Here is a 12,399-nt window from a genome sequence, read left to right as displayed (position 1 = left end):
CTTCCCTAAACAGTTCGTCTCTGCATTTTTCATTTGTTCATCCACGCCGCTACTTCACCGATCCGGCAGTCAGGCCTTTCACCATAAAGCGTTCAAGCCCAAGGAAAATTAGCATGATGGGCACAGTGGCAATCACGGCCCCAGCCATTAAGTGCTGCCTTGGGATCTCGGAGCTATTGAGCATGGCGACGCCGCGAGTCAGGGTGAATTTCGACGGGTCGTCCAACAACATGAAAGCGAGCAGGAACTCGTTCCACGCAATCATGAACACGTAAAGCGACACCGAGGCCATGGCAGGCAGGCTAAGCGGTAAGGTGATCTTCCAAATCACTTTCAACCGAGAGAGCCCATCCATCAGCCCCGCTTCTTCCACTTCGGCGGGCAAACCACGGAAGTAACCTTGCAGCATATAAAGCGCAACTGGGATGGTGGTCACGGGGTAGATAAGCAAAATGCCAAACAGCGAATTGCGCAGGCCAAGCATGCTGAATCCGATGTAAATCGGCAGCGCCAGTACGATCATTGGCACCATATAAATCAGCAAAATGGAACGGGACATTGCCGCTTGCCCGCGAAAACGTAAACGTGCGACGGCATACGCGCCCGGTACACTGAACAACAAAGTAACAATCACCGTCGCGACGGAAACGCCAAAGGACGTCAGTAGATATTCCCCGAAGTTAAACTGCTCGAACAATTCGGTGTAGGAACGAAACAAGCCAAACCCTTTGTCGAGGTCGAGACTGAAATCAAGCGGATTAGCGAGCAAGGCTTGCTGACTTTTGAGGCTAGTCATCACCATCACATAAAACGGCACTGCCACAATAATGATGAAGAACAGATAGCCAAACCAGTAAAGGAAATTGATGATCGCGCCTTCAAACTCATGGCGGTCCAGCCACCCTTGTGGCGCATCAACCAACATGCGTGATAGCGGCCAAACGGTGAACAATGCCATAACCACAAAAGCGACCGCTTGGGACAACGTATGCACTTCCAATGGCAAAGAAAACGGCTCTAACCCTGTCATGACCAGAAACAGTAGCAAGAACACTGTTGTGCCACTGACCACCAGCGCTGTTCCTTCAAGGTGATGCTGCATTCGCAGTATATACACTGCCGCAACGGCCCCAGCGATGAGCGAAGCCATCATCACGGGTGCGACGGCTGCGCCTGTCATCAGTGCGAGAGCTACAGTAACCGTAACGGCTGAACTCGCGCCCCACGCAGCGCCGATCATGGCGCACAAGAAATCAGATTGGCGATACCAAATGTGTTCGGTAACGGTTCTCATAACCCCTCCTCCCTGCTGACATAACGGAAAAACAAGAACGAGAAAATCAACAAGCACGCGAAGATCACCACAGCAACCGCGGCGCCCGCGCCAATATTCGACAAGGCAAAAGCTTGCTCATACACGTTCACGGTAAGAGTACGTGTGCCTGCATTACCGCCAGTGAGCAGGAAAATGTCGTCAAATTTGTTGAAAGTCCAAATAAAGCGCAACAAGAAAAGCACAGACAAAATACCCAGTAGCTGCGGAATAGACAGATACCAGAATTGCTGGAACGGTGATGCGCCATCCATGCGTGCGGCTTCATACATATCGGCGTCAATGGATTGCATTCGCGCCAAAATGAACAAGAAAGAAAGGGGGAAGTAACGCCAAATCTCAAACACGGTGACGCTAATCAGCGCGAGGGGCTTTTCACCGAAGAAATTGATCGGCGCACTGATCGCTCCCATCTGAATCAACAGCGCATTAGCGGAACCCGAAAAAGGATCAAACAAAGTCACCCAAGTAAACGCCACCGCTATCACGGGAGCGACATACGGGAACAGCATTAAGCCGCGAATAATACCTTGGCCTTTAAAGGTTTTGTTCAACAACAACGCCGCCATCATGCCCACAACCAGCGCACCTATGGTGCCAAACACGGTGTAAAAAATGGTCACCCACAGCACTTCAGCAAATTCTTCGCTATCAAACACTTTGACGAAGTTATCTAGCGTAAAATTGGCGTTGAATAAGTCTGAGCTGCTCACCCCCGTCATTTCGGCTGGGTAATCACGCATCCCAACAGGGTTGGCAAGATAAGCCTCTTCAACCACGACGGGGATCTGGAATCTCTCTTTGTAACCCGGCGTCCAGTTACCCAGCTCACAATTCAGTTCACGTGCAGCAAGCGTACAATTCTCTGGCACAGACTGAACCGCTAACCCTTCAGGCAAGACGTCTCTCAGTGTGACATTGTCAATTGGCTTTTCTTGTGAGCGGTTGGTGAGGCGATATTCAATCTTAATCTCATCGCCGACCGCGGTTGCTTTACCGCGAAAGCGCTCGTAAACATTCGGTTCAACCGGACGCAGATCAGCGAGTTGTATCGGTTTTACACTGATCCAAAAAATGGTCAGCAATGGCAGCAGCACAACCAAGGCCACTGAGATTAAAGTGGGTGATAACAGCCCCCACGCTAAACGGGTTTCACGCCGTTGCAGTGGCCCCACCCCCTTGGGCGGTTCAGGCTTGATCGCATTGATTTGTTCGCTCATCCCAATTCCTTGGATAATATCTGCCCATCAGGAGCGGGATTACCGCGCCTGTGCGAGGAGAAAATATGCCCGAGCCACCTCAAAATGCTTGTTCAGTGAGAATTTGTTGGCTTGCGGGCGCGCGCTGATTTGAAAACACAGTGGCTCTACATTGAGAGTCCGCAACAAAGCACGGAAGCCAACAAAGCATAGAGGTCAACAAATTCGCCCTTCGGAAGCCACGCCTCTTGAGATGGCTCAGGTATCACATTATTGGATTTCGGCTAACGCCTTATTCATCGCATCGACAGTGGCAGTTGCATCGCGCTTTCCGTCGATGTATTCGCGTACCAGTCGGTTGATGGATTGGCTGTTAATCACACGAGATGCCAATGCCAACTGACCGTCTGCGACACCCCAACGTTGCGCGTTGTTCAAGCCACTCACTATCTCTTCAATCATTTCAGCTTCGTAAAGCTCAGAAAGTGGCGCTTTGCGATCGACACCCACAGGCAGTTTTGACCAAGCGTCGGTATACAAAGTGGGGTTGGTTTCGTCGCCACGGCGAACTGGGAATTTTCCTTCTGGTGCGATGGCCAAGGTATTGGTGTAACCATCACTCATTGAATAGCGCACAAATGCCATGGCGTTATCAATGTCCGCGTCTGTCGTGATACCAAAATAACGCACATCGCCCCATGCCGCGCCATCTGGGTTAGAAGGGCCAGAGAAGCGTGTCACAATACCCGTTTTCGAAGCCAGTTCACGACTGGTTGGATCGCTATTGATCGTCGGTGGCGCGCTATCTCTCAGGCCTGCTAGCTCATCAAGAATGAAGGGAGACCAAATGATCATGGCTGCCTTGCCTGCAAAATAAAGCTCGCGAGATTGCTTCCAATACAACTCGCCATCTGGCGATGCATTGGCAATTGCTTTGTAGAAATCGAGCACTTCTGTGGTCTTTTTCTTATCCAGCATTTGAATGCCATCTTTGTTGACAGGAGAAACACCGTTCGCGAGGAAAACATGCTCAAGCACTTGGCTCATAAAGTTTTCATCCACTTTGGTAGCGGCGACAAAGCCGAACATTTCAGGCGGGTTGTGAAGTGCTTTTAGCGCCGCGACCACATTCGCGAACGAATCAGGAGCGGCCAATTTCTTCTCGTCGAACAAATCTTTTCGGTAAACGATCATTTGCGTCCAGCCATCGACGGGCACAGCCGCGTAACCATCAGGCACTGTGGCCATTTGCAACGCTCCAGGCGCAAAGGTATCGCCACCCAATTCTTCAATGACTTCCGTGGCGGCGTCGGCGTCCAAAATACCAGCTTCACTCCACGGCAAGGTGTATTGAAGTGGGTGATAAATCACGTCAGGTAAATCGCCGGCAGAAAATGCCGCCGTTGCTCGCGTACCCAGATCGCTTTCCGTCACAGGGATCACTTCTACCTTGGTGCCTGACAGTTTTTCAAAATCCTGCGCCATCTCTTTTTGTCGTTCGAGACGTTCTGGCTGCTCTTCCGTGGTCCAGAATCGCAGCGTATCGGCAGACACCGATGAAGCGCCAAACAATGCGGTCAACACGATACCCGCTAGCCAACGTCGCTTACCTGCTTGCTGATTGTTCATGGTTTTCTCCTTATGGTGCGCATCAATCACACTTACTACACATTGCTGCTACCGCTCTCTTCATCACTAAGATCATGATGACAATGAGAACGGCGCTGTATCAGTTGGGCATCAACAAGCTCTCGTAACGCTTCCGGTTTTTCGCCACTGATTTGGCGCAGCAACAAGGTCGCAAGTTGCTCTCCGGAGTAACGCATATCGACAGAAAACGTCGTCAAAGGGGGTGATGCAAACTCACTTTCCGGTAATCCGTCGTAACCGATCACGGCCAATTCTGAACCGATGTCTAGCCCTTTTTCTGCTGCAGCTCGGTACACACCTAGCGCAGCAATATCTAACGCGCAAACAATCGCTGTCGGGGGATTCGGTAAGTCCATTAGCGTCAGTCCTAATTGATGACCAGCCGCTTTAGTGATCCCACCAGATACCACCAGCGATTCATCAACCTTAAGCCCTGCGTCTTTCATCCCTTCTCGATAGCCCGCTTCTCTAAGCAGGCTATAGTTGTATTCGTCACCGCCATTAATAAATGCAATTCGGATGTGGCCTTGTTTCGCCAGTAATTTCACTGATTCGCGCATGGCTGACTCACCTCGAATATCGAAGTAGCTGACTCCAGTTATGTCGGGGATTCGGCCAAAAATCACGAACGGTACCTTGGCGTCTGTGAGTAAATGAACACGAGGATCTTTAACGCGGCTTCTCGGCAAAATGAACCCATCTACTTTGTGCTCAGCAATCAAACGCGACAATGTCGCGAGTTCATCGTCTTCACTGTTGGCGGTAGCGACCGTTAGCGTCCAGTTGTGACGGCTGACCGCACGGCTGATCCCATCAATAAAATTGGTCAAAAAGGGACGGTGCGCGTTGTCGTTGCCTAAATTCAACACCAGCCCAATCGCCCTTACTTGTCCTGTTTTGACTGCTTGTGCGTAGCTCAATGCGCGATAACCCAATTCGTCAGCTTTTGCTCTGACACGCTGTTTTGTGATGGGGGAAATATCGGGGTAGTCATTCAGTGCGCGCGATACCGTGCCTTTGCTCAGCCCCAAAGCAGATGCCAAATCATTAATCGTCGGTCGTCTGTTTCGTTGTGTTTTTTCCGCATTGGCCGAGCGAGAACTGAAAACCATAAATCACTCATAGTTTGTATCGTTAATTTAAAAACTATTTAACGAAACCGGTTTCGGCAAATAATTAACGTGTCAATATCGAGAAAAAATGCACCAATAAAGGGAGATGTTGTGAGTAGAGAGTGTGGCAAGGTTTAATAACGGGTTTGAAAGTAGCAGATGGTGTAGTCAGCAGGTCGTGACGGCGAAAGCCATCTACCTCTTCTGCCTAAACGAAAAAAGACCAACTTGCTTGCTGGTCTTTCACATGATTATTTTGAGCGGTGGTGTCTGCTAGATAGCTGGTGTTAGCGCGTTAATAACCAACATACTAAAGTTTACGCCCTAGCCTTTTCTCAACCTGTTTCTTTTCCCATTCTGGGCCAAAGAGATTCAGCACTTCAAAGGCGCTAAGACCGTGGGAAACAATGCCAATCCCCCACCCCATGGCTGGCCACCATGCCCAGATATAATCAGGACTGGTCATAAAGTTCAAAATGAACAATCCCGCAATAACCAACACGTAAGTGACAAGGTGGGAGTAGAACCCCTTGATTTCGCGCACTTGGTTGAGAACACGTGTTTCTTCTTCTGTAATTTTAATGTCTGCTGTCATCTCTGGCTCCGGCTCTTTTTGAAGGTCTGATACTTGAAGTTCAAATACAGCAGCCAAAGATTTCAGTGATTCCAGGCCCGGTTTGTCTCCACGTTCGATACGTTGAATAGTGCGAACGCTGAGCCCACTCATCTCTGAAAGCTGCTCTTGAGACCAACCGCGCTGTAACCTGAGTTTTCTGACAATCATTATTGAATCCTTTCTGCTGTGTGCCCTTTCAATCTACAGAAAACCGGAGAACACTGGCTACGACACCGTCGTGACACTTACCTGACAGTTGTTTAAAAACATATACTTAGCACTGTACATCACGGGTATCGACTTAGCCCGCCAGCAATACGACAGAAAACCGACTGCACGACGAATGTCACGAAACAGCCCAGATAGGTACCATGAGATCACAAACCCAAACGCACCGACAGCCACGCTGCAATGTCTTTTATCTGCGCCATACAGACTTGATGTTCCATGGGATACGTCGACCAATTTGGCGTAAAGCCCGCAGCGAGCAAGTCGTCTCGTGCTTCTTCTCCCATTGCCGGCAATACCACAGGATCGAAACTGCCATGCATGATTTCTATCGGAAGCGCGCGATTTAATGCTGAATACTCAATGGTGTCGGAGGTCGGAAAATAGGTTGATAATGTGAGCAAACCAGCCAGTGGATGGGGAAAGCTCAGCGCCGCTTGATACGCGACAGCGCCGCCTTGAGAAAAGCCTGCCAGAATAATGCGCTCTGACGCTATGCCACGTGCCATTTCTCGCTCAACCAAATCAGTGACGCTTTTTGCAGATGCCAACAATTGTTCAGTATTGAGTTTACGCCCTGCCCCCATCTCTAAAATGTCATACCACGCTGGCATGACCATACCGCCGTTGACGGTGACAGCAAGGGAGGGAGAATGCGGAAAAATAAATCGCACGGGTGCCGATGCCGGTAAACGCAGTTCGGGTAGGATGGCTTCAAAATCATGACCATTTGACCCAAGACCATGTAACCAAATCACGCTGGCCGTGGCGGTGACTTGGGGTTCCACTTCTACACATTTAAGCATTGTTGTCTGTCCGTATTGATATCGTTATGCCTGATAAACATAACGATACAGCGAAGCAAGACAAATGGCGACTGGCCGTTGCCGTTAAACACTGCCCTCATTTTCAATCACCAAAATACGTGCTTCTCCAAACGGCTTGGCAACGTGTTCCATGCCGGCGGCAACATAAAATATATCCCCCGCCTGCATCATCACAGATTTCTCAATTCCTTCTTCACGAAGGCGCATTTCTACAACGCCATTAAGCACAACAAAGACTTCTTCGCCCTCATTGATATGCCATTTGTAGGGCTCGTCGGTCCAATGGAGCCGAGTGGTAACGCCATTCATGTTGGCAATATCTTTCGCGCCCCAAGCACGATCGGCTGTGAATTCCCCGCTACGAACAATCTTCATCCTTTCGTCCTTATGGCTCAACCATTGTCATCAATGCGTACAAAAGAGAATAGCGCGTGTTATCGGCAATTTCTGAGTGGAGAGTGCGACTTCTCAGCAATAAATTGGCAAATGGCCTTTCAGGTATTGAGACAAAGACGGAATGAATCGAGAAGTGGATGGGAGAAAATTGAGCGTCACACATCGCACGCAAAGGATTTACGCGCGAATGCGTGACAGGCTTAAGCGGGTGTAGGCAGTTCGGTGCGAAAAACAGTCGCCATCGGAACATTCACCAAAATTGATCGACCAAGTTGACCCACTTCCATCGCGATCGGACGCTCACCTTCACCGTCAACCAGCAACCCCGTGAGCCCCTTTAACGGGCCGTTGATAACGGCGACCGTGACACCATCAACAAGATTGTTGGCGAGTGAAGTCGATTCATCATAGTGATAAAGAATAGTTTTAATTTTCACAATGTGCGTTTCGGGAATCGCGGCGAGATAATTGCCATGTCTGATCATGTGTGAGAAACCTGGCGCGTGCTTCACCTGAGCCAATCCCTCAGGCAGGGTGCGCACAAACACATGAGATTTAAACAATGGCTCATACGTGGTCTTGGTTTTGATGCCAATCATTTGTCTAATGGCCCGACGTGGCAGATATACGTCATACCCTTTTGCCAGCAAATGTTCGAACAACATGCTCTCAGCATTGGCGTGGGTATAAACTGCATACCAGCGATAGTAATGCAATTCGCGATCTCCTATTTGGGCGAGTGCCAACAAGAAAAATACAAGGTTGGCATTTAAGGCAATGAGGATTTAACAATCAAACACTTACACGGCGGATGCCGATTTTCCGGAGCGATAGTATCGCTTCAGCCCCTTACAGAGAAGTGAAAAACACCGATGACGTGAGATAGTTTCATATTGAGGCTGACTTGCTTGGATGAACGTCACATCACGCAGGCACTAGCCTGCGCTTCGTTCATCTAAGATGCCGTATGCTCACGTGTAATTGCCTGCTTCAACTGTTTAATGCGCGTTTCTTTATAGCCAAAAATGCCAAACATCGCGATGGTGACGCCCACACAGGTATAAAGCTGAACTTGCGTGTACACGTTGAAATTTGAGATCAGGAAGAACAGCATCAATGCCATCAGAACAACCTGAATGATCCAACGCGATTTGTCATTGAAGTTGAACGTTTTACTTTCTTCGTCGTACTTAACGTGGACACGGCCAACAAGAAAGCCGAGGTTTATCAGCAAACCGTCGTTATCCGTTGCTTCTTTATAATCAATGCGGTTTAACGCCAAGTATTTTTCCAGACCTTTCAGATCCATGAATTCGTTCTCCTTCAAACGCAAAAAGGCAGAAAACAACAACACGGGTTTTCTGCTCGCCCAGATAATACCAGAACGCTACAAGGGCAGCAGTGCCTAATGCGCAGAACAGCCCCGCAGTACTCACACAAAAAAGTGAGAAAATATTTCACCCCTTTCAGAGACTCGCCCGTTTATATCGAAAAACCCACGATAAAAAGGATCGGGATATGAAGCGTAATCAAGTCTCTATTGCTGTTGCAACAGCACTCACGGTTATCATTGGCTGCTCAGAATCTATCAATGACAACACACCAAACGCTAAAGAAACGCCCACCCCTGCCATTCAGGAAGAAGTCTTGGTGTCACGAGTGGAAGTGGAAGTAGTAGAAGCCGATGCCATTCAAGTCATGCCATCTTCTCCAACAGCAAAAATCGCCTATCACCGTGCTGCGCATAAACAGTTGGCGGTGATGTCGATGCCAAACCCTGCCCCTAACCTTGCCGATCCATTCTTCGAGCCAGAAAATCGCGATAAGTATCTCGACACCCCGAGCAATAGCACCCATTTGGTCGCGACTACCCCGTTATCAACCTTTTCAGTCGATGTCGACACAGGCAGCTACGCCAATGTGCGCAGCTACCTCAAGATGGGAAATACGCCACCCGCGGATGCCATTCGCGAAGAAGCTTTCATCAACTACTTTGACTACAACTACCCTGCGCCGTCCAGCAAGGTTCAACCGTTTTCAGTCAACACTGAGCTGGCAACAGCGCCTTGGAATGCAGAACGTCAACTCTTGCGTATTGCACTCAAAGGCTATGACATTCCTATCAACGAGCGAAAACCCTCGAATCTCGTGTTTCTGGTTGATGTCTCCGGCTCAATGAACGAACCCAACAAACTGCCCTTGCTAGTGCAAAGCCTTTCTCTGATGGTGAAGAACCTTGGCAGCGACGACAAAGTCAGTCTGGTGACATACGCCGGCAACGCTTCCGTGGTGCTTGAACCAACCCAAGGTGATGATCAACAAGCCATCATCAACGCCCTGAAAAGCCTGCAAGCAGGTGGTGGCACATATGGTGAAAGTGGCATTAGGCTCGCCTATGAACAAGCAAAGAATGGCTTTATCAAAGACGGGGTTAATCGCGTGATTTTGGCGACAGACGGCGATTTCAACGTCGGCGTCACCAGCCTGGATGCACTGAAAGATTTGGTGGAAGAGGAACGTGAAAACGGCATTTCTCTGACCACGATTGGATTTGGACGCGGAAACTACAACGACGCCATGATGGAACAACTGGCCAATATCGGTGACGGCAACCATGCCTATATTGATACCCTGCATGAAGCACAGAAAGTGCTATTGCGTCAGATGAGCGGCACACTGCAAAGCATTGCATCAGACGTGAAAATTCAAGTCGAATTTAACCCTAACACCGTCAAAGAATACCGTTTGATCGGCTATCAAAACCGCAAACTACGCGATGAAGATTTTAACAACGACAAGGTTGATGCCGGAGAGATTGGTGCAGGCCATACTGTCACCGCGCTTTATGAGGTGACACTCGTTGGCGACCAAGGCCGCATTGACGATCTTCGTTATCAGGTCAATACATCTGGCAAAACCGGCTTTGGTGACGAACTGGCGCAAGTCAAAGTCCGATACAAACTGCCGGGCGAAGAACAAAGCAAGCTCACCACCCAATTGGTGAATAACAACAAAGACAAACGCCAGTTCACAGAAGCAAGTACCGACTTTCAATTTGCCACCGCCGTTGCTGCCTTTGCGCAGAAACTCAAAGACAATCACTACGTGGATGGTTTAGCCTACAGTCAAATTGCTGATATCGCGCGGGAAAACCGAGGCGACGATCCGCACAACTATCGTGGTGAATTCATCAGCTTAGTGGAGATCGCTCAGAGCCTGTAATGGACAATCAAAGCCTTTAATGAACAGTCTAACTGACGAACAACTGATGGTGAGTTTCAGCAAGGGCGAACAACGTGCCTTTGCTGAACTGTATCAACGCCATAAGAATCCGTTATATCGCTACTTCGTCAGACAACTGGGCGCAAGCCAGCATGCCCGCGCAGAAGAGCTGTATCAGGATGTTTGGTATCGTGTGATCGATAAGCGCGAAAGCTACGCACCATCGGCTAAGTTCACCACTTGGCTTTATCATATCGCCCATAATTTGGTGATTGATGAGCACCGGAAAAACCTGTCGTCTAACGCTTACGCCAAGACCCTGAGCGATGAACAAAAGCACACGCCAGACATGGACGGCGATAAACCGCAAGCCATCAAAGCCTGCATGGCCTTATTGGCGCCCTTGCAGCGCGAAGCTTTTCTGTTGCGCCACGAAGCGGGGTTTGAACCCGCACAGATCTGCGAAATCTTGGGGGCAAAAGCCGAAGCCGTTAAAACACGCCTTCGCTATGCGATGGAGCAACTTCGTGAGTGCCTGACGAAAAAACTCGGAGAACGCCAATGACAGCGCCATTCAAAGATGAAGACATCGTCGCGCTGTACAAGGAAAGCGCGACTGAAACCCCAAGTGATGCCTTGGATAATCGTATTCTTGCCCATGCAAAATCCGCTACTCGCAAACCGGTTCCTTGGTGGACGTATGCAGGCGTCGCCGCCACGGTCGGATTCATTGCCTTGCTCGCACCGTGGAAGTGGGTTGATCAAAGCCTGCAATCACCGGCTCATATTGAATTAATGGAAGCGCCAATACCAAAGCAAAACCTCCAGCAAGCAGAAAGCCTAGAACTGGAATCCGCGATAGAGGCTGAAATAGAAATAGAAGCCGACACTGCGCCTTTGGAAGAGCGATCTCTGCTGAAATCCCAGCCAACCGAAGCCTTTAAATCGATGGATAGCCAACGCACACCGCAAGCAAAATCCAGCGCGGCAATGAAAGCCAAGCTCAGTCCATTTGCAGAAGTGGAAAGCCTGCTTGCAGAGGGCGAGAAACAAAAGGCCATTGCCTTGCTTAAACAGCAACTGGACGAACAGCCAGCGTTATATGGCTTGCTGCCAGCTCATCTCAAACGCCTGCTTGAGGAGGAATGATGAATACAGATAGTCGTCTCAACACGCCGCTAGAAGCATCCGAATCCATTCTTTGGTGTGGACAACCTCATCAGGGAATAATCAGTCGCGAAGGTGACAGCATCAATATAGGTTCTACATTGGTTTTGGTCATGCTGGGACTGCCATTAGTTATCACCGCAGTCATAAACATGAATAGCAGCTTATCGAGTATTTCGGCAGTTTTCGTTCTGGCGTTGACCCTTTTTTACTTTTTATATGGCAACAAGACACATGACAGGTTAATCCGAAAAAATACCGTCTATGCACTGACCAATAAGCGGGCAATCATTGAACGCTCTGGCGCCATCCAATCTATTGAATTCACCCCTGAAACAAAAATCCAAGTCACACGATATTATGGTGCGTCCTACGGAACGATTCGTTTTTGGACAGGAAAAGAAAGTAAATATACGAAATTCCTACTCGACATTAACTCCGATACAGCGAGAGAGTCTGCCCGACATTTTAGCAATGATACTGTTTTTGATAGCATTGATGATATCGATGTGGTCTGCGACATCCTGCGCAAAGACCTTAGCATCGCTGATGTCTAATCAAGCATATAAACCCGCTATTAACGCCTGTTTAAAGAAGATTCATATACGTTATGAACACGTCAAGCACAGTTGGCGAAACCTAATACTGC

Annotated in this window: 13 protein-coding genes; 4 read left to right on the top strand and 9 right to left on the bottom strand. The window is 49.1% G+C overall.

Annotated elements, in window-relative coordinates:
- Positions 1-49 precede the first annotated feature (49 nt).
- The 9 genes from AB8599_RS18915 to AB8599_RS18875 form a co-directional block, all read right to left on the bottom strand.
- A complete protein-coding gene (locus AB8599_RS18915; protein ID WP_407333285.1) occupies positions 50-1,294 on the bottom strand; it encodes a carbohydrate ABC transporter permease in 1,245 nt (414 codons plus the stop codon).
- On the bottom strand, positions 1,291-2,553 hold the full coding sequence (locus AB8599_RS18910; protein WP_407333284.1) for a carbohydrate ABC transporter permease: 1,263 nt from the start codon (positions 2,551-2,553) through the stop codon (positions 1,291-1,293). Before AB8599_RS18910 ends, AB8599_RS18915 begins: the two co-directional genes overlap by 4 nt.
- Before the next feature lie 249 nt (positions 2,554-2,802).
- Positions 2,803-4,161: an ABC transporter substrate-binding protein gene (locus AB8599_RS18905; RefSeq protein ID WP_407333283.1), complete on the bottom strand. Its 1,359-nt coding sequence runs from the start codon at positions 4,159-4,161 to the stop codon at positions 2,803-2,805.
- Between the two features lie 35 nt (positions 4,162-4,196).
- The gene (locus tag AB8599_RS18900; RefSeq protein WP_407333282.1) at positions 4,197-5,294 is read right to left on the bottom strand and encodes a substrate-binding domain-containing protein; all 1,098 of its coding nucleotides are present in this window, start codon (positions 5,292-5,294) and stop codon (positions 4,197-4,199) included.
- Between the two features lie 310 nt (positions 5,295-5,604).
- Positions 5,605-6,078: a 2TM domain-containing protein gene (locus AB8599_RS18895; RefSeq protein WP_407333281.1), complete on the bottom strand. Its 474-nt coding sequence runs from the start codon at positions 6,076-6,078 to the stop codon at positions 5,605-5,607.
- Between the two features lie 209 nt (positions 6,079-6,287).
- Positions 6,288-6,944: an alpha/beta hydrolase gene (locus tag AB8599_RS18890; protein WP_407333280.1), complete on the bottom strand. Its 657-nt coding sequence runs from the start codon at positions 6,942-6,944 to the stop codon at positions 6,288-6,290.
- Between the two features lie 84 nt (positions 6,945-7,028).
- The gene (locus AB8599_RS18885) at positions 7,029-7,340 is read right to left on the bottom strand and encodes a cupin domain-containing protein (protein ID WP_407333279.1); all 312 of its coding nucleotides are present in this window, start codon (positions 7,338-7,340) and stop codon (positions 7,029-7,031) included.
- Between the two features lie 221 nt (positions 7,341-7,561).
- Positions 7,562-8,077: a transcription termination/antitermination protein NusG gene (locus AB8599_RS18880; protein WP_407333278.1), complete on the bottom strand. Its 516-nt coding sequence runs from the start codon at positions 8,075-8,077 to the stop codon at positions 7,562-7,564.
- Between the two features lie 239 nt (positions 8,078-8,316).
- Entirely contained in the window at positions 8,317-8,670 is a 354-nt protein-coding gene (locus AB8599_RS18875; protein WP_407333277.1) for a hypothetical protein, read from the bottom strand.
- A gap of 209 nt (positions 8,671-8,879) precedes the next feature.
- On the opposite strand from AB8599_RS18875, the gene AB8599_RS18870 reads away from it, so the two are divergent.
- Genes AB8599_RS18870 through AB8599_RS18855 form a run of 4 tightly spaced genes read left to right on the top strand, consistent with a single transcriptional unit; the run spans position 8,880 to position 12,307 of the window.
- Positions 8,880-10,583 (top strand): vWA domain-containing protein, encoded by a 1,704-nt coding sequence (locus AB8599_RS18870; protein WP_407333276.1) that lies wholly within the window; start codon positions 8,880-8,882, stop codon positions 10,581-10,583.
- A gap of 19 nt (positions 10,584-10,602) precedes the next feature.
- Entirely contained in the window at positions 10,603-11,148 is a 546-nt protein-coding gene (locus tag AB8599_RS18865) for a sigma-70 family RNA polymerase sigma factor (protein WP_394208781.1), read from the top strand.
- Positions 11,145-11,732 (top strand): hypothetical protein, encoded by a 588-nt coding sequence (locus AB8599_RS18860; RefSeq protein WP_407333275.1) that lies wholly within the window; start codon positions 11,145-11,147, stop codon positions 11,730-11,732. The genes AB8599_RS18865 and AB8599_RS18860 overlap by 4 nt, the downstream gene beginning before the upstream one ends.
- Positions 11,732-12,307 carry a hypothetical protein gene (locus AB8599_RS18855; protein ID WP_407333274.1) on the top strand — a complete coding sequence of 192 codons (576 nt, stop codon included), beginning with the start codon at positions 11,732-11,734 and terminating at the stop codon, positions 12,305-12,307. Before AB8599_RS18860 ends, AB8599_RS18855 begins: the two co-directional genes overlap by 1 nt.
- Positions 12,308-12,399: the final 92 nt, after the last annotated feature.

It is taken from the genome of Enterovibrio litoreus, assembly GCF_045679545.1.
GTDB lineage: Bacteria > Pseudomonadota > Gammaproteobacteria > Enterobacterales > Vibrionaceae > Enterovibrio.
The sequence above is the reverse complement of the archived record's forward strand: the minus strand, read 5'-3'. Positions and strand labels throughout refer to the sequence as shown.